At 68.5% G+C, this 23,143-nt stretch carries 14 protein-coding genes and 1 tRNA gene; 13 read left to right on the top strand and 2 right to left on the bottom strand.

Translation table 11 applies throughout. From position 1 onward, the window contains the following. The first annotated feature begins 16 nt into the window (after positions 1–16). The 10 genes from murA to PKE75_RS11955 all read left to right on the top strand — a co-directional run bounded on the left by murA (position 17) and on the right by PKE75_RS11955 (position 6,834). Entirely contained in the window at positions 17–1,309 is a 1,293-nt protein-coding gene (gene murA, locus PKE75_RS12000) for a UDP-N-acetylglucosamine 1-carboxyvinyltransferase (RefSeq protein ID WP_271168960.1), read from the top strand. Between the two features lie 138 nt (positions 1,310–1,447). Further along, positions 1,448–1,888: a DUF2948 family protein gene (locus PKE75_RS11995; RefSeq protein ID WP_271168959.1), complete on the top strand. Its 441-nt coding sequence runs from the start codon at positions 1,448–1,450 to the stop codon at positions 1,886–1,888. A gap of 1 nt (position 1,889) precedes the next feature. Continuing rightward, on the top strand, positions 1,890–3,188 hold the full coding sequence (gene hisD / locus PKE75_RS11990) for a histidinol dehydrogenase (RefSeq protein WP_271168958.1): 1,299 nt from the start codon (positions 1,890–1,892) through the stop codon (positions 3,186–3,188). Positions 3,189–3,207: 19 nt separating this feature from the next. After that, positions 3,208–3,696 (top strand): UPF0262 family protein, encoded by a 489-nt coding sequence (locus PKE75_RS11985; RefSeq protein WP_271168957.1) that lies wholly within the window; start codon positions 3,208–3,210, stop codon positions 3,694–3,696. 7 nt (positions 3,697–3,703) lie between these two features. After that, positions 3,704–4,171, top strand: coding sequence for an arsenate-mycothiol transferase ArsC (locus PKE75_RS11980; RefSeq protein WP_271168956.1), 468 nt, complete (start codon positions 3,704–3,706; stop codon positions 4,169–4,171). A 71-nt stretch (positions 4,172–4,242) separates the two neighbouring features. After that, positions 4,243–5,430 (top strand): hypothetical protein, encoded by a 1,188-nt coding sequence (locus PKE75_RS11975; protein WP_271168955.1) that lies wholly within the window; start codon positions 4,243–4,245, stop codon positions 5,428–5,430. A 100-nt stretch (positions 5,431–5,530) separates the two neighbouring features. Next, positions 5,531–5,749 carry a translation initiation factor IF-1 gene (infA, locus tag PKE75_RS11970; protein WP_128777136.1) on the top strand — a complete coding sequence of 73 codons (219 nt, stop codon included), beginning with the start codon at positions 5,531–5,533 and terminating at the stop codon, positions 5,747–5,749. A 43-nt stretch (positions 5,750–5,792) separates the two neighbouring features. Beyond that, positions 5,793–6,413 (top strand): Maf family nucleotide pyrophosphatase, encoded by a 621-nt coding sequence (locus tag PKE75_RS11965; RefSeq protein ID WP_271168954.1) that lies wholly within the window; start codon positions 5,793–5,795, stop codon positions 6,411–6,413. Then, a complete protein-coding gene (gene yacG / locus PKE75_RS11960) occupies positions 6,410–6,619 on the top strand; it encodes a DNA gyrase inhibitor YacG (RefSeq protein ID WP_271168953.1) in 210 nt (69 codons plus the stop codon). The genes PKE75_RS11965 and yacG overlap by 4 nt, the downstream gene beginning before the upstream one ends. A gap of 139 nt (positions 6,620–6,758) precedes the next feature. Further along, positions 6,759–6,834, top strand: a tRNA-Phe gene (locus tag PKE75_RS11955). 130 nt (positions 6,835–6,964) lie between these two features. Here PKE75_RS11955 and PKE75_RS11950 read toward each other — a convergent pair. Then, positions 6,965–15,451 (bottom strand): glycoside hydrolase family 94 protein, encoded by an 8,487-nt coding sequence (locus PKE75_RS11950; RefSeq protein WP_271168952.1) that lies wholly within the window; start codon positions 15,449–15,451, stop codon positions 6,965–6,967. A gap of 454 nt (positions 15,452–15,905) precedes the next feature. Here PKE75_RS11950 and PKE75_RS11945 point away from each other — a divergent pair, with 454 nt between their 5' ends. Then, positions 15,906–17,717 carry a cation:proton antiporter domain-containing protein gene (locus PKE75_RS11945; RefSeq protein WP_271168951.1) on the top strand — a complete coding sequence of 604 codons (1,812 nt, stop codon included), beginning with the start codon at positions 15,906–15,908 and terminating at the stop codon, positions 17,715–17,717. A gap of 12 nt (positions 17,718–17,729) precedes the next feature. Here the strand turns inward: PKE75_RS11945 and PKE75_RS11940 are convergent, their stop codons facing one another. Further along, positions 17,730–18,785: a GGDEF domain-containing protein gene (locus tag PKE75_RS11940; protein ID WP_271168950.1), complete on the bottom strand. Its 1,056-nt coding sequence runs from the start codon at positions 18,783–18,785 to the stop codon at positions 17,730–17,732. A 1,026-nt stretch (positions 18,786–19,811) separates the two neighbouring features. Between PKE75_RS11940 and PKE75_RS11935 the strand changes: the two genes are divergently transcribed. Next, positions 19,812–20,969 (top strand): GGDEF domain-containing protein, encoded by a 1,158-nt coding sequence (locus PKE75_RS11935; RefSeq protein ID WP_271168949.1) that lies wholly within the window; start codon positions 19,812–19,814, stop codon positions 20,967–20,969. Positions 20,970–21,078: 109 nt separating this feature from the next. Continuing rightward, positions 21,079–23,142, top strand: coding sequence for an ATP-dependent helicase (locus tag PKE75_RS11930; RefSeq protein ID WP_271168948.1), 2,064 nt, complete (start codon positions 21,079–21,081; stop codon positions 23,140–23,142). Position 23,143: the final 1 nt, after the last annotated feature.

The raw sequence follows: 23,143 nt of genomic DNA, 5'->3' as shown, positions 1-23,143 counted from the left end.
GTCTCCCGGAGGTCCCATGGACCGCATCCGCATCGTTGGCGGCGCGCCGCTCAACGGCCGCATCCCGATCTCCGGCGCGAAGAACGCGGCGCTGCCGCTGATGATCGCGAGCCTGCTGACGGCCGAGACGCTGACGCTCGAGAACGTGCCGAGGCTCGCCGACGTGATCCTGCTGAAGCGCATCCTCGGCAATCACGGCGCCGAGGTCACCGTCGAGGGCAAGCGGCCTTCGCAGGACCCCTTCGCAGGCGACACTGTGCGGCTCACCGCTGGCGAGATCGTCGACACCACCGCGCCTTACGATCTCGTCTCCAAGATGCGGGCGAGCTTCTGGGTGATCGGGCCGCTGCTGGCGCGCATGGGCGAGGCCAAGGTCTCGCTGCCCGGCGGCTGCGCCATCGGCACCCGGCCGGTCGACTTCTTCCTGACAGGCCTCGCCTCGCTCGGCGCCTCGATTGAGATCGAGGCGGGCTACGTCATCGCCAAGGCGCCGGCGGGCGGCCTCGTCGGCGGCCGCGTGGTGTTTCCCAAGGTATCCGTCGGCGCGACGCACACCGTGCTGATGGCGGCGGCCCTCGCCCGCGGGGAGACCGTTATCGAGAACGCGGCCCGCGAGCCGGAGATCGTCGACCTCGCCGACTGCCTCGTGAAGATGGGCGCTGAGATCGAGGGGGCGGGAACCTCCGAGATCCGCGTCCAGGGCGTCTCCTCGCTCCACGCCGCGCGCCACCGCGTGCTGCCGGACCGGATCGAGACCGGGACCTATGCGATCGCGGTCGCCATGGCCGGCGGCGACGTGCTGCTGGAAGGCGCGCGCTACGACCTGCTGGAGTCGGCCTTCGACGTCCTTGTCGAGGCCGGCGCCGAGGTCTCGACCACCAATGAGGGCGTCCGCGTCGCGCGGAACGGCCATGGGATCGGTCCGGTGCGCGTCACCACCGCGCCGTTTCCGGGCTTCCCGACCGATCTGCAGGCGCAGCTGATGGCGCTGACCGCCAAGGCGAAAGGCACGTCGTCGATCACCGAGACGATCTTCGAGAACCGCTTCATGCACGTGCAGGAGCTCGCCCGTCTCGGCGCCAGGATCCACCTCGACGGCGACACCGCGACCATCGAGGGCGTCGAGAAGCTGACCGGCGCGCCTGTCATGGCGACGGACCTGCGCGCCTCGGTGTCTCTGGTCATCGCCGGTCTGGCGGCGGAAGGCGAGACGGTGGTGAACCGCGTCTACCATCTCGACCGGGGCTTCGAGCGCCTGGAGGCCAAGCTCTCGCAGTGCGGCGCCACGATCGAGCGCGTCTCGGACTGACCCGTCAGCTCCGGGGGCGGGCTACCGCTGCATACGCTTCCGTCGCGCGGGCCAAACGGTTGCCGTTGGCGCTCGGCGCCGCTACCTGTGCGCAAGAGTAAGCCATTCGTGACTTGCGCCCCCCGAACGCCCGAGCCCATGACCGATTCCGTCGATGCGCCGCTCAGACTTGTCGCCCTCGACGCGGAAGACCTCGAGGTCCTGTCCGCGCATCTGCAGGATTTCGTGACGAAGGTCGGCGACCTCGTCTTCCTGCCGCGCGAGAAGCGCTTCGCGCTGGTCGGCAACCGCGCCGACCGCCGGGTCGCGGGCGAAACGCGCCGTCGCCGGACCGCCGCGCATTTCGACCGGGTGCTGCGCGTCAGCGCCATCGGGATCGACCGGGAGGCGCCGGAAACCGTGCTGAACCTGCTCGCGGTCGGCTTTGCGCCGGGCGAAGAGCCGGGCGGCGCAGTCGAACTGCTGTTCTCGGGCGGCGCCGTGCTGAAGCTCGATGTGGAATGCATCGAGGCGCAGGTCGCCGATCTCGGGCCGGTCTGGGCGGCCCGCGCCGCGCCGGCGCATGAGGGGGAGGCCTGAGATGGTCCAGCGCCTGTCAGCCGCCGAGCCCGATTTCGCCGAGCGCTTCGACGCCCTGCTGTCGATGAAGCGAGAGGTCTCGGAGGACGTCGACCAGGCCGTCGCCGCCATCCTCGCCGACGTGCGCAAACGCGGCGACGAGGCGCTGATCGACTACTCCCATCGCTTCGACCGGGTCGATCTCGGCATTCTCGGCATCCAGGTGACCGCCGAGGAGATCGCTGCCGCGCGCGCGGAGTGCGACAGGACGGCGCTCGACGCGCTGACGCTCGCCCGGGACCGCATCGAGGCCCATCACGCCAAGCAGCTGCCGCGCGACGAGACCTATGTCGATCCGATCGGCGTCGAGCTCGGCTCGCGCTGGACGGCGGTCGACTCGGTGGGCCTCTATGTTCCGGGCGGGACGGCGTCCTATCCGTCCTCCGTGCTGATGAACGCCGTGCCGGCCAAGGTGGCCGGCGTGAAGCGCCTCGCCATGGTGGTGCCGGCTCCGGGCGGCGAGATCTCGCCGCTGGTGCTCGCCGCCGCCGAACTGGCGGGCGTCGACGAGGTGTTCCGCGTCGGCGGCGCGCAGGCGGTCGCGGCGCTCGCCTTTGGCACCGAGACGATCCGCCCGGTCGCCAAGATCGTCGGGCCCGGCAACGCCTATGTCGCCGCCGCCAAGCGCCGGGTCTTCGGCACGGTCGGCATCGACATGATCGCAGGGCCGTCCGAAGTGCTGGTGATCGCCGACGGCACGGCCAATCCGGACTGGATCGCTGCGGACCTTCTGGCGCAGGCCGAGCACGACGCGTCCGCCCAATCGATCCTGATCACGGACGACGCGGCGCTTGGCGACGCCGTCGCGGAGGCCGTCGAGCGCCAGCTCACGACCTTGCCGCGCAAGGACATCGCCTCCGCGAGCTGGCGCGACTATGGCGCGATCATCGTCGTCGAGGACATCCGCGCGGCGGTCCCGCTTTCTGATCGGATCGCGCCCGAGCATCTCGAAATCGTCACCGAGGATCCCGACGCGCTGTCGCGCGAGATCCGCCACGCGGGCGCGATCTTCATCGGCGGGCACACGCCCGAGGCGATCGGCGACTATGTCGGAGGCTCCAACCACGTGCTCCCGACTGCGCGCACCGCGCGCTTCGCCTCCGGGCTCGGCGTGCTGGATTTCGTCAAGCGCACCTCGATCCTGCGCTGCGGGCCGGAGCAGCTTCGCGCCATCGGTCCGGCGGCGATCGCGCTCGGCGAGGCGGAGGGCCTGCACGCCCACGCCCGCTCCGTCGCGATCCGCATGAATCCCGGCGCCTGAGGCGGAAGGCGGCGCGCCGATGGCCGAGGCCGCTCGCGACCCGACGCGCCGCCTCGTCGCGATCACTATCGACGAGAACTCGATCGGCCGCGCCGGCCCCGACGTCGAGCACGAGCGGCGGGTCGCGATCTATGACCTGATCGAGGACAACACCTTCGCGCCGGAAGGCTGCGGGGCGGGTCCGTTCACGCTGCATATCGGGCTGGTCGACCGCAAACTCGGCCTGCAGATCCGGCGCGAGGACGGCGAGGAGGTGATGACCCACCTGCTGTCGCTGACGCCGTTCCTTAAGATCCTCAAGGATTACTTCTTCATCTGCGACAGCTACCGCTCGGCGATCCGCAGCGCGAGCCCGAGCCAGATCGAGGCGATCGACATGGGCCGGCGCGGGCTGCACAACGAGGGCGCCGAGCTGCTCGGCGAACGCCTCAAGGGCAAGATCGTCTGCGATCACGACACCGCGCGCCGCCTGTTCACGCTGATCGCCGCGCTGAGCTGGAAGGGCTAAGCCGTCCATGGCGGAGGGCGGCGAAAAGGCTCCGTCGCGCCCGCAGTCCGTGCTGTTCATGTGCGGGCAGAACGTCATTCGGTCGCCGATCGCGGAGGTTCTTGCTCGGCACTATTTCGGCCGGTCGCTCTACGTCGCCTCCGCCGGCGTCCGGCCGGGCGACCCGGACCCGTTCGTCGCGACCGTTCTCGACGAAATCGGCCTCGACCTCGGCAAGCACCGGCCGCACACGCTCGAAGATCTCGAAGACCTCAATTTCGATCTGATCGTCACGCTCGCCCCGGAGGCCCACCACGCCGCGCTCGACTTGACGGGACGTCTGCCGGTGGAGGTCGAATACTGGCCGACGATGGACCCGACGCTCGCGGCCGGCGGCTCCCGCGAGCAGACGCTCGACGCCTATCGCGCGATGCGCGACACCCTCTCCAATCGCATCCGCGACCGCTTCCGCTTCGCGGGCAAGGCGCGGGTGTGAAGGGCTAACCGTCCATCAAGGTCTCGGCGCTACGCTCTGGCGGCCGCATGAAGCGAGAGAGGGCGTGGCGGATGGCTGGGACCGTGGGCGTCCTCAGACGGGACGTCGACAAATGGGAGCTCTCGGCGGCCGCGCTGTTCGTCGCGACGATGACGGTCCTTAGCGTCCTCGTCCTCGCGAAAGTCCCGTTCCCCTTTCGGGGCGCAGACGAGCAGGGCCACCTCTCCTACGTCATCCATCTCGCGAACACTGATCGTTGGTGGCCGGATCTCGCCGCCATGCCGCTCTACGATCGCAACGGCGCGCCGCTGGCGGGCGCCAACTTCATCAACCATCCGCCGCTGTTTTACTGGCTGTCGCTCCCAGTCTACGAAGCGGCGACGGCGCTGCGGGCCGATCTGTCGTGGATGCGCGCGTTTTCGCTCGCCCTGTCGGTCGGCGCCTTCATGACGCTCGGCGGCTTCGGCGTCCGGATGCAGTTCGGAATCCTCGGCTTTGTCGCCCTGCTTGCCGGCATGGTCTTCCTCGATGTGCCGACCTTCGCAGGCTCCTTCAACAATGATCAGATGGCCGCGCTTGGCGGAGCCGCCGCCTGCCTCGGCGCCGCCAAGCGCATCTCGCCCGGGAATGATCGTTCGGGGCTGCCGCTCGTTCTCGCCGGCGTCGTCTTGTGCTCCGTCAAGCTGACGGCGTTTCTGCTGGTCGGCGCTTTCGCCGCCTTCGCGCTGGCCGGCGCTCCGAAGCCGCGGGCCGATCTGCGCGGCCTCGCCGCGCTCGGCCTCACGGGGGCGGTCGCCGCGACGCCGTATCTCGTCCTGTGGGCCGTTTATGGCAGCCCTGCGCCGAACACGCCCGGCCAGGAGTTGATGCTGAAAGCCTACATCGCCGAATTCGGCTGGCAAAACGTCCCGAAGGTCGACGCGCTCGAGTACCTGACCAACGTTCCCTCCCTATTCGCCGTGCAACTCGGAAAAAGCGCGCTGCCTCTCCTCGTGCTCGCGGCCATGTTCGGCGCACTGTTCGTGGGGTTCATGCCGTCTGCGAGGAAGGACCGGCCGGTCGCGGCGGCGCTCGTCCGCGCGGCGTTCGCCGCGACCCTCGTCGTGCTCTGCATCCATATAGCCTTCGCATACCGACGCTACGTCGCTTACGGATGGCTTGGAGATCTCTATCCGCGTTACTATTTTCCGCTTCTCGGCGCGTATGGACTGGGATGGGCGCTTTGCGTCCGCAGAGCCGTCGCGGTCGTCGAGTTGTAGGCGCGGGCTCGATCGGCTATCACGCCTCACTTTTCCAATTATCGCCGAGTTTGAGCCGGGCGTTCGATCGGCGGCGGACGCAACACAACATCGAGACCACATGTCTAAAGAAGAGCTGCTCGAGTTCCCGGGCACGGTGATCGAGCTTCTGCCCAACGCCACCTTCCGGGTGAAGCTCGAAAACGACCACGAGATCATCGCCCACACCGCCGGCCGGATGCGCAAGAACCGCATCCGCGTGCTGGCGGGCGACAAGATTCTGGTCGAGATGACGCCCTACGACCTCACCAAGGGCCGCATCACCTACCGATTCAAGTGAGGCCACGCCGGCTCCGCGCCGCGCTTATGGTCCGGTGCAAGGCATGACGAAGGACCCTCCGAAGCTCGTCCTCGCCTCCGCGAGCCCGCGCAGGCTCGCGCTGCTGGAGCAGATCGGCGTCGCGCCCGACGCGCTGCTTCCGGCCTCCATCGACGAGACCCCTCACCGCAACGAACGGCCTCGGACGCTCGCGCTCAGGCTGGCTGAGGAGAAAGCGCGCGCTGGCGTCCGGCTCGCAGCGCAGGATCCGATGCTCGCCAACGCGCTGGTGCTGGCGGCTGACACCGTCGTCGCGGTGGGCCGGCGCATCCTGCCGAAGGCCGAGACCGAGGAAGAGGCCGCCGACTGCCTGCGCCTGCTCTCGGGCCGCGCGCACCGGGTGTCGACCGCGATCTGCCTTGTCTCGCGCAAAGGCGCGCTGAGAAGCCGGCTTGTGGAGACCCGCGTCCGGTTCAAGCGGCTTTCCGGGGCTGAGATCGACAGCTACCTCGCAAGCGGCGAATGGAGCGGCAAGGCGGGGGCCTACGCCATCCAGGGGCTCGCCGGCTGCTTCGTCGCCAAGCTCACCGGCTCCTACGGCGCGGTGGTCGGATTGCCGTTGTACGAGACCGCCAGCCTGCTCGCGGGCGAGGGCTATCCGCTGCGGGACGGCTGGAAGCCGTGAGCGGGTCAGCCGACGGCGCGCCCGTCAAACCTCCGCGGCCCTGCCCGATCTGCAAGAAGACGTCCGTCGCGGCGTTTTACCCGTTCTGCTCGAAGCGCTGCGCCGATATCGACCTGTCGCGCTGGTTCGGCGGTGTCTACGCCGTCCCCGCAAAGGAGAGCGAGGAGGACGCCTCGTCGCCTCCGGCCGACGACGGCGACGAATGACGTTTCGCTGGCGGGGGCCGCGAGCGTCTGGACACCCTTCCGCCCGCACCCTATAAGGCGGCGCGCTTCACGCGGGGCCGGCGCTCCTCGTCAGGCCAAGCCCCTCGATCAGCCCCGCCAAGACGGAGCCGGTCGGCGCGCCCGGGTAGCTCAGTTGGTAGAGCAGCGGACTGAAAATCCGCGTGTCGGTGGTTCGAATCCGCCCCCGGGCACCATTCCTTCAAAGGCCTCCGATGTCAGGTCTTTCGGGATAACTCCCCCCAAGCGCGTCTCGGCTTCCCGCGTATAGATCGTGAACTGACGGCCGGAGCGCGATCCGAAGGATCGTCACGGCCCGCATCCCCCTCAAGCGCCGTCGGCGAACACGGTGAGTTCGTGCCGCCCTCCGTCGAGAGCGACGCGGATCGGGTCGGGTTCGAGAATAGGCGTTCCGTCGAGCAGAGCCGCTCGCGCCTCGTCAGGGGTTTTCGCGGTGACGCGGATGACGATCTCGGCGCCTGCGACCGTGATCGTCGCCTCGAAGCCGGGCCAGCCCACGGGAAGCCGGGGGTCGAGGACGACGAATCCGCCTTCGCGGCGGACGCCGAGAACGCCCTCGATTCCGGCGCGATACATCCATGAGGCCGAGCCGGTGTACCAGGTCCAGCCGCCCCGGCCGACATGGGGCGCGACCGAGTAGACGTCGGCGGCCAGCACGTAGGGCTCGACCTTGTAACGGTCGACCGCGTCTGGCGTGAGGCCGTGATTGATCGGGTTGAGCAGGGCGAACAGGTCGTGCGCCCTGGTCGTCTCGCCGAGCCCGGCGAAGGCCAGGATCGCCCACATGGCGGCGTGGCTGTACTGGCCGCCGTTTTCGCGCAGGCCTGGCGGATAGCCCTTGATGTAGCCGGGGTCGTGCGAGGTCTTCGAGAAAGGCGGCGTGAACAGGACGGCGATCCCGTCGGCGGGCCGGATCAGGTGGGTCCGCAGCGACTCCATCGCCTGCGCGGCCCGCGCGGGGTCGGCAGCCTCCGAAAGCACGGCCCAGGACTGCGCGATCGAGTCGATCCGGCACTCGTCGCCCATCGCCGAACCCAGCCATGTCCCGTCGTCGAAGGTGGCTCGTCGATACCAGGCTCCATCCCACGCCTCGCGCTCGATCGCTTCGGCGACGGCTGCGGCATGCGCGCGCCACCGCGCCGCCCGCTCGGGCGCGCGGCTCTCGGCGTGAGGAGCGAACAGCGCGATGGTCCGGATCAGCAGCCAGCCGAGCCAGACGCTTTCACCCTGGCCGCCCTCGCCGACCCGGTTCATGCCGTCGTTCCAGTCGCCGGTTCCCATCAGCGGAAGACCGCGGGCCCCGGTGAGGTCGAGGCACTGGTCGAGCCCGCGCGCGCAATGCTCGAACAGCGAGGCGGTTTCGTCGGCCGCCATCGGCTGGAAGAACGCGTCGTGTTCGCCGGGCCCGAGCGACGGCCCTTCGAGGAAAGGCACGCTTTCGTCGAGCACGGCCGCATCGCCGGAGGACGCCACATAGGTCGCGGCCGCGAACGCCAGCCAGACCCGATCGTCGGAAATCCGCGTGCGCACGCCCTGTCCGGAATGCGGCAGCCACCAATGCTGGACGTCGCCTTCCGGAAATTGCCGTGACGCCACCCGCAGCAGATGGCGGCGCGTCTCCGACGGCAGCGCGAAGGACAGCGCCATGCCGTCCTGCAACTGGTCGCGAAACCCATAGGCGCCGCTCGCCTGATAGAAGGCCGAACGGGCGCGGATGCGGCAGCCGAGCGCCTGATAGAGCAGCCAGCCGTTCAGCATGATGTCCATCGCCCGGTCCGGAGTCTTGACCTGAACGGCGCCGAGGATCGCGTCCCAGTCCTCGGTGACCGCGGCGAGGGCGGCGTCGATGTCGGCCGAGCGGGTGCGCTCGATCAGCGCGCGCGCGGCCTCCACCGACGCGGACTGCCCGAGAAGCCAGACGATTTCGACGGATTCGCCCGCGCCGATCTCGACGACGGTCTGCAGCGCCGCGCAGGGGTCGAGCGCGGCGCCCGTCGCGCCGGACAGCCGCGCCTTGCCGACGAGGGCCGCAGGCGCCGCCGGACCGCCGTTCCGGCCGAGAAATTCCGTCCGGTCGGCGGTCCAGCTCGTCGGGCGAGGGGCGAGGGCGGAGAACGCGACCCGGTTCGGGAACGCGACGCCCCACGGGTTCTGCGCGAGCATCGCGCCGGTCGGCCCGTCGATCTCGGTCGTGAGAAACGGGGCGGATACGCTGCGCGACGCGCCAAGCACCCATTCGGCGTAGGCCGTAACCGTCAGACGACGCGGCCTGCCGGAGGTGTTGCGGAGCGTCAGCCGGGAGATCTTCACGGGATCGGCGAGCGGAACGAACTGCAGCAGTTCGGCGGCAATGCCGTGCGCCTCATGCTCGAAGCGGCTGTATCCGAAGCCGTGGCGCGCGACATAGGTCCCGCCGGTTCGGATCGGCTGCGCCGTCGGGCTCCAGAGATCGCCGGCGGCCTCGTCGAGAATATAGAGCGCTTCGCCGACGGGATCGGTGACGGGGTCGTTCGACCACGCCGTGATCTGGTTCTCGCGGCTGTTCTCCGACCACGTATAGCCCGCGCCGGTCGCGGAAGTCTGAAAGCCGAAGCTCGCGTTGGAGACGACATTGATCCAGGGCGCGGGCGTCGTGGCGGCGCCATCGAGGATCGTCACATATTCGCGGCCGTCCTTCGCGAAGCCGCCAAGTCCGTTGAAGAACTCGAGACCGGAGTCCACGCGGACCGTCGCAGGCGCGACCGCAGCGGCCGGCGATCTCCGCGCCGCCGCCGGCGCTGCGACGGCGGGCGGCGCCAGGCGCGCGAACTGGTCGGCGATCGGTCCTCGGCGGGCGACAAGCGCCACGCGGGCGACAGAGGCCAGCAGTGCGCGGGCCTCCGCCGACATGAGATCGGCGCGCAACGCGTAGGCGGACCCTTTCGCCGGCTCCTCGCCGAGTCGCGGACGCGACTGGCTGCTGCGAACCGCGGTCTCGATCGCTATCTGAAGATCCTGGACGTAGGACGACGCCCGCTCGTTGACGATCACGAGGTCGACCGCGAGCCGCTTGATCCGCCAGTACTCATGCGCGCGCAACAGCTGGCGGACCTGCTCGATGTCCTCGATGTCGTCGATGCGAAGCAGGACGATCGGCAGATCGCCGGAAACGCCCTGGGACCAGAGGCTGGACTGTGGCCCTGCACCGCGCAGGATCGCCTCGGGCGACGAACGGAATCGCCGGTCCGCGTAAAGGATCGGTGCGGCCAGTCTCTGGAAGTCCGCCGCCTCCTCGACGCCGATGTCGAGGTGGCGGAGCTGCACCTGTCCCTGCGTCCAGGCGAGCGTTCGTGCCCGATCGAAGGCGCTGCGGTCGTGGTGGTTGTCGATCAGGTCGAGCAGTTCCTCGTGGGACGCCGCGACCAGAGTCCAGAACGCTACCCGGGCTATCTTACCCGGCGGGATCCTGACGCGCTGCCGTAGCGAGAAGATCGGGTCGAGCACCGTGCCGACAGTGTTCGACAGCGGCTTGCCGCCGAACATGGCGGCCGCGGCGCCGATTTCGTTGCCACGGCCGAGGAAACGGGCCCTGTCGGTCTCATGCTGCGGGTCGGCTGCGATCTCGCCTTCGACGACGGCGAAATGCGCGGCCCAGATCTCTGGCTCTCCGGGCGAGCGCGGACGCCGCGTCGCGAGCAGAGCGCCGAACTCCGGAAGGTGCTCGGTCTCGACGAACATCTTCGCGAAGGCCGGATGGGCGATGTCGGTCGCCGGCGGCGCGAGCGCCAGCTCCGCGTAGGAGGTGAGCTCGATCTCGCGGACCGTCCGGCCGGCGTTCGTCAGCGTCACGCGCCGGACTTCACCGTCGCTCTCGCCCGACACGATGATCTCGGTCGTCGTCGTGAGCGAGCCCGCATGGTGGATGAACGTGGCGTGGTCCTCGCCGAAGACGATGTCGTCCTGTTCTCCCGCCACGCCAGACGGTTGCGCGCCGACGGACCAGATCGCGCCGCTCGCGGCGTCCCTGAGGAAGATGAACGATCCCCAGTCGTCACGGGTGACGTCCTCGCGCCAGCGGGTCACGGCGATGTCGCGCCAACGGCTATAGCCGGCGCCGCCTGCGGTCAGCATCACCGCATAGCGCCCGTTCGAAAGAATGTGCGTCACCGGCGCGCCCGGCGTCGCGCCCGAAAGACGACGCAAGGCCGGCGCGGCGGCGCCGGAGTCGACGGCCGTCGTCTTGACCTCCTCCGCCCGCGGCTGAGCGGTCGCGACGCTGCGGGGCATGCGCTCCTGCAGCAGCAGTTCGCAGGCTTTGATCATCGGCTCGCGATGGAAACGGGCGCGCATCCGCCCGTCCTGAAGCGCGTTCGCGATCGCGACGATCGTCATGCCCTGATGATGCGCCATGAAGGCGCGCACGATCGCGAACGCTTCGCCCTCCGGAAGCCGGGAGCGCGTGAAGTCGACCGCCTCGTAGAAGCCGTACCGGGCCGACGCGCCCATGGCGGCGAGGCGCGCGTAGTTTTCGAGCGCGCCGTGCGGGTCCGCCATGGTCGCGAGCCCGGTCGCATAGGGCGCGATGACCACATTCTCGGACAGTCCGCGTTTCAGGCCGAGGCCGGGCACGCCGAAATTCGAGTACTGGTAGGTGAATTCGAGGTCGCGGGCGTTGTAGGCGGATTCCGAGACGCCCCAGGGAGAGCCCAGGCTCCGGCCATAGGCTTTCTGCCGCTCGACGACGAGCCGGTTGGTCTGTTCGAGCAGGCTGCCGGCGGGCGCCCGCATCACGAGCGACGGCATCAGGTACTCGAACATCGAGCCCGACCACGAGATCAACGCCGATCCCGCGCCAAGCGGCGTCGCGGTGCGGCCGAGCCGGAACCAATGCCGGGTCGAGACGTCGCCTTTGGCGATCGCGAACAGGCTGGCGAGCCGCGCCTCAGACGCCAGCAGGTCGTAGCAGCTCGGATCGAGACGGTTGTCGGGAACGGAGAAGCCGATCGACAACAGCTTGCGCTCGGGGTCGATGAGGAACGCGAAGTCCATCGTGAGCGCAATGTCGCGTGCGGCCCGGGCGACGCTGCGGAAGCGGTGGCCCAGGTCTGCCGGCGCGGCGGCCGCTTCAAGCCGGTCGCGCTCGTCGGCGAGGATCCCACGGCGGAGCGCGTCCACCCAGAAAAGGAGATCCAAGGCGCCGTCGTCGCCTGCGGGCGCGGTCTCTCCCGCAAGCTTGGCGGCCCGGTCGGCGAGCCGGATCAAGGTCGGCGCTACGGCGCCAATTTCCTGCGCGCCGGTCAGGAGAGCCTCGATCTCGTCGAAGGTCGCGCCGAGCCGCCGCTCCTGGCCGCCGCCGTCGACGGTCGCGGCCTTTGACGCGATCCGGGCGAGATCGAGATTGTCCTTCAAGCCTTCCCGGATCGAAGAGTCCGGAGGCGTCTCGGTCCATTCCTCGCACGCATTGGCGAGAGCGATCAGATGCCCTGCAAGGTTCCCGCTGTCGACGGAGGACACGTAGGCGGGCTCTAGGACGGCGAGGTCGGCGGTGCCGTACCAATTGAAGAAGTGACCGCGGAACCGCGGCAGCTGCCGCAGCGTGTGGATCGTGTCTTCCAGCCGCTCCGCGGTCTCGACCGCGCCTGCCCAGCCGAAATCGCGGGCGGCGACAGCCGACAGGAGGTAAAGGCCGATATTGGTGGGCGACGTCCGGCGCGCGACGACCGGCTTCGGGCTCTCCTGGAAATTGTCGGGCGGCAGGGCGTTTTCGGAGGGCGTCACGAAGGTCTCGAAGAACCGCCAGGTGCGCCGCGCGATCAGGCGCAGGTCACGGGCTTCGCCGTCCGAGAGCGTCAACCGCGGCGCGGTCGAGGGCGAGCGGCTCGCCCACAGCGCGAACGCCGGAGCGCAGAACCACAGTGCGGCGAACGGCAGGATCAGCGGCCATGAGCCCGGCGCGAATGTGAGCGCCGCAGCTGCAAGGGCGAGCGCCAACGCGATGCCGCCGGCCATGGTCCGGGCGAAGCCGAAAAGGTCGAGCCGGGTGCTCGCGGTCATCGCCGCGGCCGTCGTCCATTCGAGCAGCCGCCGACGCGTGACGTAGACGCGGGAAAGGGTCCGCACGACGGCGTCGCCCATCCTCCAGGCCTGGTCGGGCAGGAAGGCGACGGTGAGGAACGTCTGGACCGCGGCGATACGGATATCGGCTCCGAGCGCTGCGGCATGGCTCCGGAGCCGGACGCCCGCTCGGCGTGGAATGAGATCGAACAGGATCGGCAGCAGCGCCGGCGTCGTCATGAGGCCGACCACGAGAAAAGCGCCCCGGACGCCGAACTCGGGCGGCGCGAGCCAGCAGACCGCGAAGGCGGCGAGCGTCGCGGGGGCCAGCATCGAACGGCGCAGATTGTCGAGCATCTTGGCGCGGCCGACTGCGGGCACGGCCGAGCGCCCGGCAACCCGACCGAACAGCCAGGGCAGCAGCTGCCAGTCGCCCCGCGTCCAGCGATGCTGGCGTCGCCCGACGACATCGTAGCGCGAGGGGAAGTCTTCCACGACCTCGACGTCGGTGGCGAGGCCTGCGCGCGCGAACACGCCCTCGAACAGGTCGTGACTCAGCATCGCGTCGTCGGGCACCCGGCCAGCCAGCGCCGCCTCGAAGGCGTCGACGTCGTAGATCCCCTTGCCGGTATAGGTGCCCTCTCCGAACAGGTCCTGGTAGACGTCGGAGACGGCCGCGGCATAGGGATCGATCCCGCCGGGCGACGAGAACGCCCTCTGGTAGAGCGAACCCTCGCGCCCGATCGGCAGCGAAGGCGTCACGCGCGGTTGCAGGATGGCGTAGCCGTCGATCACGCGCTGGTCGGCGGCGTCGAGGGTCGGGCGGTTGAGCGGATGGGCCATCTTGCCGATCAGCTTCAGCGCGGCGTCGCGCGGCAGCCTCGTGTCGGCGTCGAGGGTGATCACGAAGCGGACGTCCTGCGGCAGGGTGTTCGCGTGGCCGGCGACCGCTATGAAGGTCGTATCGGTCGCGCCGCGCAGCAGCCGGTTCAGCTCATGCAGCTTGCCGCGCTTGCGCTCCCAGCCCATCCAGCGGCCCTCGGATGCGTCGAACACGCGACGACGGTGCAGCAGGTGGAACCTGTCGCCGCTCGGCGCGGGCCCGTGACGCCGGTTCAGCCGTGCAATCGACCGGGCCGCGAGGTCGAGCAGGACCCCGTCGCCCTCCGCCTGCTCGGCGTCGGCGTCCATCCCGTCCGTCACCAGCGCGAACACGATGTCGCCGCCGGCGCCCGAGAGATGATGGACCTCGAGCCTCTCGATCTGCTCCAGCAGATCGTCCGCGCCGGTCAGCAGCGTCGGCACCGCGACCAGCGTCCGCAACTCCCGGGGAACGCCGGCCGCGAGTTCGAGTCCCGGCAGTATGGTCGGGCCGAAGCTCCAGGTGATGACGCGGTTGACGAGCGCGGTCGCGGCGTCTGTAGCGGGCAGGAAGGCCACGACCGCGAACAGCGCGAGCCAGCCCGCGCCTGCGCCCGCGAGCGCCCAGAGAGCGAGCGCGATCAGTCCCGCCGCGACCGCGAGCACGCCGCCCACATAGCCCCCGACCCCGAGCCGGACGCCCAACCGGTTGAACCGGAGGCGCGGCGTCGGCCGGAAGCCGATCGAAGCCTCGAACGCCAGTCGTCCTCCGGCTATCAGGTGGTGGCCGGCGTCGGCGGCGCGCGCATCGCCCATCGATGCGCCCGCGGTCACGATCGCCCTGTCGGCGATCTCGAGCTCGGAGAGGTCTGATCCGCGCGCCAATTGCTCGATCGCGCTGCGATAGAGATTGCGGGTCGGGAAATCCATCGCGGGGAACGCCCCGCCTACGCCGAGACGGTCGTCGACGAGACTCACGCTCTCGAACAGCTCCGCCCAGTCGATGTCGGAGATCAGCCGCATGCTGGTGATGACGTTGCGGATCGAGACGTTCGACGCACCCTGCCGCTGCTGGGCGTGCTCCACCGCCTCGCCAACCGACGAGCCTTGCGCCCGCAGCCGATCGTCGAGCCAATCGAGGGCCGGGTTCGTCCGCGGATCCTGGTCGCGCAGCCCCTTTGCGAGATGGGCTGCGAACAGTTCGGAAAGCGGGCCGGACGATCGCGAGGCGAGTTCGGCCTGGAGCGCGGACCGCTCCGCCCCATGGCGGAGCAGCCGCTCGACGAACCGTTGCGCGTCGGCGCGCGCCGCGCGGCCGGCGGTGATCTGGTCGGCGAGCCGTCTCAGGTTCTCGACGAGGACGATCCGCAGCGTGATCGCGACCGCCCACAGTTCGCCGATCGTCAGCGGCTGGACGCGCTGGTAGGCCCGGATGAACTTGCGCAGGATATCCGGATCGAAGTGGCTGTCGGTGTGCGCGACATAGGCCCAGGCGATGCCGAACACGCGCGGGTAGCCCGCAAAGGGACCCTCCGCGAGCTTCGGCAACTGGCGATAATAGCCGGGCGGAAGATCGTCACGGATCTCGCGGATCTGCTCCTCGACGAGGTGGTAGTTGTCCAGCAGCCAATCCGCCGCCGGCACCACGCCCTGACCGCTCTCGAGCTCGGCCGCGCTTGCGCGGTAGGCCGCGAGCAGCGCGGTCGCGTTGGCGTTGAGCCTTGCGCGGAGCGAGAGAACCGTAGGCGGGCGGTCCGTCACAGGTTGCGCGGCGGCCAGGCTCTCGGCGTGCTGCTCGAGCCGCTCGACCCCGAACAGCTCTTCGCGAACGGGAGCCTTGTCGCTCCAGGCCGGCGTCGCGTCGACGCCTCCGAAGAGATGACTGATGGTCGATATCATGTGCGCCTTTCCGGCCGGCGGCGGCTCTCGGCAGGCGATTTGGCTCAAAGAAAAGCCGGTTCATTCTGGTCGACGGATGGCCGTGCGATCAGCGAAGCAAAGGCGGCGTTCGGCGCGTGCGCTCCGTGCGACGGAGACCAGGGCGACCCGCACTCAACAGGAAGGCGCTCTCACGCGGACTGGTTCTCCGCGGCTGTCCGGAGCGCTCGTCAAAGCCGACACAATTGTGCGTCGAGAGTATCGCAGCTTTAGCGCGTCGACGCGATGTCCGTCGCAGTCCGCGGGGCGTGATCGACGGCGGCCGTCACTCAGCCGCCCGGCGGGGCGGCTCCGGGCTTGCCGCTTGGCGGGCTCGTCACGGAGCTTTGCGCCGATTTATCGGCCTCAAGCTGGAATGGCGGGCCGCCGCGGTCATTATGGGAGCGGTTTCCCCCAACAGCGGAAAAAACGCCTCATGCATCACGACACGCCGCTCATTTCCATCCTCGTCGCGGGGTTCGTGCTGGCTTTCATCCTCGGCGCGATCGCGCATCGCTTCAGGCTGCCGCCGCTGGTCGGCTATCTGGTGGCCGGCATTCTCGTCGGCCCTCATACGCCGGGCTATGTCGCCGACCAGGCACTTGCTCCCGAACTCGCCGAGATCGGCGTCATACTGCTGATGTTCGGCGTCGGCCTGCATTTTTCGGTAAAGGAACTCTGGTCGGTGCGCGCCGTCGCGCTGCCGGGCGCAATCGTGCAGATGGCGGTGGCGACCGGGCTTGGCTGGGGCCTCGCCGCGCTGATGGGGTGGAGCCTCGGCGGCGGAATCGTCTTCGGCCTCGCGCTTTCGGTCGCCTCGACCGTGGTTCTGCTGAAAGCGCTGCAGGAGCGCAGGCTTGTCGAAAGCGAGCGCGGTCGTATCGCGGTCGGCTGGCTGATCGTCGAGGACCTCGCGATGGTGCTCGCGCTCGTGCTGCTGCCGGCGGTCGCGAGCGCGAAGGCCGGCCATTCGGTCGGCGGCGATCCGCTCGCGGTCTTCATCGGCGCGATGCTGGGCGTCGAGCTCGGGATCGACGGGCTCGTATTCGTCACGCTGTCCAAGGTCGGACTGTTCGTCGCTCTGATGCTCGTGGTCGGGCGGCGTCTGGTGCCGGCGATCCTGCATCGCATCGCGCATTCCGGCTCGCGCGAGCTGTTTCGCCTCGGCGTTCTGGCGATCGCGCTTGGCATCGCTTTCGGTGCGTCGAAGCTGTTCGGCGTGTCGCTGGCGCTCGGGGCGTTTTTCGCAGGGATGGTGCTTTCGGAAAGCCCGCTCAGCCAGGCCGCCGCCAATGAGAGCCTGCCGCTGCGCGACGCCTTCGCCGTGCTGTTCTTCGTCTCGGCCGGCATGCTGTTCGATCCGTCGATTGTGGTGCGCGACCCGCTGCCTGTGATCGCGACCGTCGCGGTCATCGTCGTCGGCAAGTCGATAGCCGCGTTCCTTATCGTGCTGGCCTTTCGCCGGCCGATCGGCACGGCGCTGACCATTTCGGCCAGCCTCGCCCAGATCGGCGAGTTCTCGTTCATCCTGGCGGAGCTCGGACTGAATCTGAACCTGCTGCCGCCCGAGGGCCGCGACCTGATCATCGCAGGCGCGATCGTTTCGATCGTGCTGAACCCGTTTATTTTCTTCCTCGCCGAGCGCGCGCGGCCCCGGCTCGAGGCGCGGCTTGCGCGCAGGCAGGAGGCTCCCGACGAAGCGCCGGCGGCAGCGCCCGCCGAGAGGGCGGCGGACGAAGAGGAGGACGTGGTCGCAGTTCCGACGATGCTGCAGGCGCACACCGTCCTCATCGGCGCCGGCCGGGTCGGCGGGCTGATCGCGGAGCGGCTTCGCGCCTCCCATGCGCCCTTTCTGGTCATTGAGGACGCCGAGACGCGGATCGCGGCGTTACGCGAGGCGGGCATCGAGCTCATCATAGGCAACGCGGCGAGCTCCGACACCCTGGGGCTCGCCAACCTCGTGGGGGCGAAGGTGCTGGTGGTCGCGATCCCCAATGCGTTCGAGGCCGGCCAGGTGGTTCAGCAGGCGCGCCGACAGAATCCTGGATTGCACATCATCGCCCGCGCGCATTCGGACGCGGAGGCGGATCACCTTCGCTCCCTTGGAGCCGATGCGGTGATCATGGGCGAGCGCGAGATCGCCCGCGCGATGCTCAAGCTTCTTAGCGAACGCGGCCTGGCCGCGACTCCGGATGGCGCCGGGCCGCCGCGACTGAGGCCTGCGCCGGCTCCGGTCACGCCTCAATAGATGCGCGGATGATCATCCGGACGTTCTCCGCAGCGCCCGGCTCGTCAATTTCGCGCCGGCAGCGCCGCCGCCCGCCCGCTTCATGCTGTACAGCGCTGCGTCGGCGTCATGGAGCAGATGGTCGAGGCCTCGGATGACGGGCTTCGAGACGGCGTAGCCCACGCTTACCCCAATCTCGATCGTCTCGTCTCCGACCCGGTAAGGTTCGATGATCAGATCCGAAAGCTTCTCCGCGTAGCTCTCCGCCTCCTTCGGATTGTCCACGGGGGCCTGAAGGACGACGAATTCATCGCCTCCGATCCGGGCGGCCAGATCGCCTTCCCTCAGAGCGGCTTTCAACCGAGATGCGACGAGCCGCAGCACCTCGTCGCCGATCGCGTGACCATGACGATCATTTACCGGCTTGAAATCGTCGAGATCCAAGTAGTGGATCGCAACCATCGAATTTATGCTGATGGCTCCGGCGACCTCCCGGAAGGTTTCCCGCAGGCCCAACCGGTTCGAAAGGCCCGTCAAGGGATCGTTTCGGGCAAGCGTCGCCATGTCGAGCCGCATGCCGATTTCTCGTAGCGCCGTGGAGTGGATGTACCGGACGGTCTCTGCGCTTCCGACAAGGAAGACGAAGAAGATGGTCGCGATCATCCAGTGCGAAGCATCCCCGTAGAGCGCCGCCGACACGATCACGGGCGCCGCTGCGATCGCCATCGTCGGCAAAGCGATGAACGGCCGGATCGACAGTCGGCAGACGATTCCGGAGCAATAGCCAAACAGCAGCGCGGTCGCGAGCATCTGGAGCGTCAGGTCCGGCGCCGCGAATGTCGTGGCGCTAACCGCGCCGACCGTCGCTGCAAAGCCGATCGTCGTAACCGCATGGGCCCGTTCCCAAAGGGCGGTCGTCGATCGAGATTCTTTGCCTAACTGATTTCGCTTGCTGTGCATCAGCATCAGCACGATCTTTGCGACTGCGATCAGGCCTCCGAGGACAGTGACCGCCGTCAAAATCGGCATGGCGAGCGAAATCGATACAAAGGCTCCTATGACGATGAAGGTGCCGCCCATGATCGTCATCGGGACGATGCTGGATGCAAGCTGAGCGACGAGAACTTCTTTAACGTCGTCTGTCTCGTCACGAAAATACATCGATATCGACCGTTCGGCGGCGAAGCCGAACTACTATATGCCAAGAGTTATGACCGGATGGTTAGGCGCGATCCTTACGCGCGTCGACTTCGGCCCTTTGAGGCCAATTTTAGCGAACCCTTGGAATGGCGCCGTGCTGATCGGCATGCCCGAGGCGTATGGGACGCCGAGGCCGAGACTCCCGTTCCGGCCGAGAGGCGCGCTTCCAGGTCATTCGAAGGGCGGCCTGTTTCGGCTCACCAGCAACGGCTGCCGAAGGTCCCCATTCCGGTGACGTAGGGCCGGCATCGACGATGGCGGCGGTAGTCGTGACGTTCGCCGCCGCGTCTCCAGCCGCCTCCGCGTCGACCGCGACCTTGGGCGCGCGGGCTGCGACGGCCGCCGCCCCGGTGATCCCGCACCGTCTCAGCCGGCGTCCCGTCGGGCGCCGACGGGCCCCCCGCATCCAGGGCGCGCCCGCCATCGGTCTTGGGCCTCTGCGTCGGCATGGCTTGGGCTGCGGAGACTCCGAGCCGAGCGGCCAGCGTCGCTCCCGCGAGGCCGAACACGCCGAAGATAAACGAACGTCGATCCATTTTCCGCTCCTGTTCCTGCGCCTCGCACCATCACAGGGCCGCCGGTGGAGAGTCTATGCGCGCCGCAAACACCCGTGTTTCGCGATGCGCGAATGGCGTCCGGGCTCAATTGGAGAAGTCGTTTCGGACGGAACCTCGCTGGATCCCGGTCCGCCCCGGCGGGACGCCGGGCGCCCAAGACCGCCACTGTTTGCGACGAGGACTTTGGCGGCTTCGTCGACCTCCGGGAGCTTGGAGCCATACAGTTCTTGGCGTTGCAAGCATGAAACGAAACGATATCCAATAAACTGGATTTGTTAATCTTACCGGGTGTTGGCGCCGTTCGATAAGCGATCTTCAGGGGTTCTGGTGTAAATCAGGGCGAGGAGTGTCCGACCCGATGCCATCGCGCAAACTTCTGTACGCTTCGCCGGTCTCCGGCCCCGTGTTCGTCGAGCTCGTCGCCTTGCTCTATTCGGCGCTCGTTCCCGTTGTGGCGATGGGAATCGCGATCGTCTGGGTCGGGGCGATCTCGGTCAGCAACACCGGCGATCGGGCGATGGCCGCGCTGGCGTGGTTGGCGGCCGTCCTGACCTGCGCCCGCGTCGTATTGATCATGATGTTCCGACGGCGACTGGCGAAAGCGCCGCTCGATGTGGCTGCGGCCCGCCGCTGGGAGCGACGTTACGCTCTCGGAACCCTGGCCATTGGCGGCTGCATCGGCGCGATGGGCGCCCGGACATTCAGCTTTCCCGAATACCCGCAACTGCACATGATGGCGATCGCTCTGCTGTTCGGCTACTGCGCGGGCCAGGTCACGCGCGTCTCCGGCAGGCCCTTGATCTGCATCTCGAGCCTTGTCATCGCTTCGACCCCGATCATGGCGGCGCTCGCCCTAGGCGGCGTGAACGACCTCGTTCTTGCGGGGTTCATTTTTTTCTTTCTGCTCGCAAGCTTCGAGACGGTGTCCCACGCCTACCGGTCCGTGACGACGCAGTTCGCGACCCGTTTCCAGCTCGCGACGCTCGCGCGTCACGATCCCATGACGCGACTCCCCAACCGGCTGGCGCTCTGGGAACGATTTGCCGAGGTCGCCACAGCCGCCCGGGATGGCGCGCTCATCGCCGTGCTGTATGTCGACCTCGACGGCTTCAAGTCGGTGAATGACCGCTATGGCCACCCGATCGGCGATGAACTTCTCAGGATGGTGGCCGGTCGCCTGACCGGCGTCCTGAGGGAGGGCGACAGCGCGGTTCGTCTCGGAGGGGACGAGTTCATCGTCCTCCAGGCGAACATTCCAGACGCGCAGGCCGCAAAGCGGCTCGCCCGACGGATCATCCGCGTGATCAGCGCGCCCTGCGGAATCGGGGACCACGAGATCGCGATCGGCGCGAGCATAGGCATCGCCCTCGCGCCCGCCGACGGAACCAGCCTTGATGAGCTCACAGCCTGCGCGGACCGCGCGCTCTACGCAGCCAAGGCCGCGGGGCGGGGCACGTTCCGCTTTGTCGGCGAACGCGACGACGTGGGTCGCCGGTCTATCGTTATGGCCGCCTAAAAGCCTGCAACACAGCGACGGCAATCGCTCATTCGGCGGCGGCGCTTAAGGCGCTTGCGAACAAAACGTGATTGGCGCCTCCTGAGACTTTCTCCTGGAGTGACGATTCGTGGTCGCCGCCGCCTATCTCGACGCCCTCAATCCTGAACAGCGGAGGGCCGTGGAGCACGGCGTCGGTCCGCGCGGCGCCCCCGGGACGCCCTTGCTGGTGATCGCCGGCGCCGGCTCCGGCAAGACCAACACGCTCGCGCACCGCGTCGCCCATCTGGTGGCGCAAGGGGCCGATCCCCGCCGCATCCTGCTGCTGACGTTCTCGCGGCGCGCGGCCGCCGAGATGACGCGCCGCGTCGAGCGGATCGCGGCCCAGGCGCTCGGCTTGAAGGGCGCGATGGCCGACGCCCTGCCGTGGGCCGGGACGTTCCATGCGATCGGCGCCCGGCTGATCCGGGATTACGCGGAGACCATCGGTCTCGATCCGCAGTTCACGATCCACGACCGTGAGGATTCCGCGGACCTCATGAATCTCGCCCGGCACGAGGCGGGCCTGTCGAAGACCGCCAAGCGCTTTCCGACTAAGGGGACCTGCGTCGCGATCTATTCGCGCGCGGTCAACGCCGAGGCGCCGCTGGAGCAGGTGCTCGGCCAGTCCTTTCCATGGTGCGCGGGCTGGACCACCGAGCTTCGGGCGCTGTTCGCAGCCTATGTCGAGGCGAAGCAGCGCCAGAACGTGCTCGATTACGACGACCTGCTGCTCTACTGGGCGCAGATGGCCGCGGAGCCCGCGATCGCGTCCGACCTCACCGCCCGCTTCGACCATGTGCTGGTCGACGAATATCAGGACACCAACCGGCTGCAGGCGTCGATCCTGCTCGCGCTGAAGCCGGACGGCCGCGGCGTCACCGTGGTCGGGGACGATGCGCAGTCGATCTATTCGTTCCGCGCGGCGACGGTGCGCAACATCCTCGACTTCCCCAGGAGCTTCTCGCCGCCGGCGGAGATGGTGACGCTCGATCGCAACTATCGCTCGACGCAAGCCGTGCTCGCCGCCGCCAACGCGGTGATCGAGCTCTCGGAGGAGCGTTTCACCAAGAATCTGAGGTCGGAGCGGACGGAGGGCTTCAGGCCGCGGCTGGTCAGCGTCCGAGACGAGGCCGATCAGGCCCGCTATGTCGCCGACGCCGTGCTCGAGAACCGCGAGGCGGGCGACCTGCTGAAGTCGCAGGCCGTGCTGTTCCGCACATCGAGCCACAGTGCGCCGCTGGAGCTCGAGCTTGCACGCCGCAATATTCCGTTCGTGAAGTTCGGCGGACTGAAGTTTCTCGACGCGGCCCATGTGAAGGACCTGCTGGCGCTGCTTCGCTTTGCGGAGAATCCACGCGACCGCGTCGCGGGTTTCCGGGCGATGCAGCTGATCGCGGGGGTCGGCCCGTCCTCGGCCTCGAAGACGCTCGACGCGATCGGAGCCGCCGCACAGCCGATCGCCGCCCTCGCCGAGACCGCTGCGCCGCCCCGCAGCGCCGCCGACTGGTCCGGATTCGTTGAGACGATGACGGCGATCGCCGGCGGGGCTGCGGGGTGGCCGGCCGAGCTCGGTCTCGCGCGGCGCTGGTACCAGCCGCATCTCGAGCGCATCCATGATGACGCGGCGGTCCGCGCGATCGATCTTGTCCAGCTCGAGCAGATCGCGTCGGGCTACCCGTCCCGCGAGCGCTTTCTGACCGAACTGACGCTCGACCCGCCGGACTCGACCAGCGACAGGTCGGGGCCGCCTCAACTCGACGAGGACTATCTGATCCTGTCGACCATCCATTCCGCAAAGGGCCAGGAGTGGCGATCGGTGTTCGTGCTGAACGGCGTCGACGGCTGCATGCCGTCCGACCTCGGCGTCGGCTCATCCGCCGAGATCGAGGAGGAGCGGCGGCTGCTCTATGTGGCGATGACGCGTGCGAAGGACGATCTGCGCATCATCCTGCCGCAGCGCTTCTTCACGCATCAGCAGTCGGCCTATGGCGATCGGCATGTCTACGCCGCGCGGACCCGCTTCATCACCGCCGCGATGCTGGACAGGTTCGAGCTCTGCTCGTGGCCGCCGGCCGTCGCCGGCGCGCAGCGGGCCGCTGCGCCGGCCGCGCGCGTCGATATCGGCGCACGGATGCGTGCGATGTGGCGCTGAG

This window comes from Hansschlegelia plantiphila (genome assembly GCF_027922265.1).
In the GTDB taxonomy this organism is placed as follows: Bacteria; Pseudomonadota; Alphaproteobacteria; order Rhizobiales; family Methylopilaceae; genus Methylopila; species Methylopila plantiphila.
The sequence above is the reverse complement of the archived record's forward strand: the minus strand, read 5'-3'. Positions and strand labels throughout refer to the sequence as shown.

What these genes read in the sequence shown, in the direction of transcription:
- PKE75_RS11940 (WP_271168950.1), bottom strand. Translation starts at nt 18,785, where the DNA reads ATGACGATCATGGGCGGCACCTTCATCGTCATAGGAGCCTTTGTATCG.
- PKE75_RS11935 (WP_271168949.1), top strand. Translation starts at nt 19,812, where the DNA reads ATGCCATCGCGCAAACTTCTGTACGCTTCGCCGGTCTCCGGCCCCGTG.
- PKE75_RS11945 (WP_271168951.1), top strand. Translation starts at nt 15,906, where the DNA reads ATGCATCACGACACGCCGCTCATTTCCATCCTCGTCGCGGGGTTCGTG.
- PKE75_RS11975 (WP_271168955.1), top strand. Translation starts at nt 4,243, where the DNA reads ATGGCTGGGACCGTGGGCGTCCTCAGACGGGACGTCGACAAATGGGAG.
- PKE75_RS11980 (WP_271168956.1), top strand. Translation starts at nt 3,704, where the DNA reads ATGGCGGAGGGCGGCGAAAAGGCTCCGTCGCGCCCGCAGTCCGTGCTG.
- infA (WP_128777136.1), top strand. Translation starts at nt 5,531, where the DNA reads ATGTCTAAAGAAGAGCTGCTCGAGTTCCCGGGCACGGTGATCGAGCTT.
- PKE75_RS11965 (WP_271168954.1), top strand. Translation starts at nt 5,793, where the DNA reads ATGACGAAGGACCCTCCGAAGCTCGTCCTCGCCTCCGCGAGCCCGCGC.
- PKE75_RS11950 (WP_271168952.1), bottom strand. Translation starts at nt 15,451, where the DNA reads ATGATATCGACCATCAGTCATCTCTTCGGAGGCGTCGACGCGACGCCG.
- PKE75_RS11995 (WP_271168959.1), top strand. Translation starts at nt 1,448, where the DNA reads ATGACCGATTCCGTCGATGCGCCGCTCAGACTTGTCGCCCTCGACGCG.
- murA (WP_271168960.1), top strand. Translation starts at nt 17, where the DNA reads ATGGACCGCATCCGCATCGTTGGCGGCGCGCCGCTCAACGGCCGCATC.
- PKE75_RS11985 (WP_271168957.1), top strand. Translation starts at nt 3,208, where the DNA reads ATGGCCGAGGCCGCTCGCGACCCGACGCGCCGCCTCGTCGCGATCACT.
- hisD (WP_271168958.1), top strand. Translation starts at nt 1,890, where the DNA reads ATGGTCCAGCGCCTGTCAGCCGCCGAGCCCGATTTCGCCGAGCGCTTC.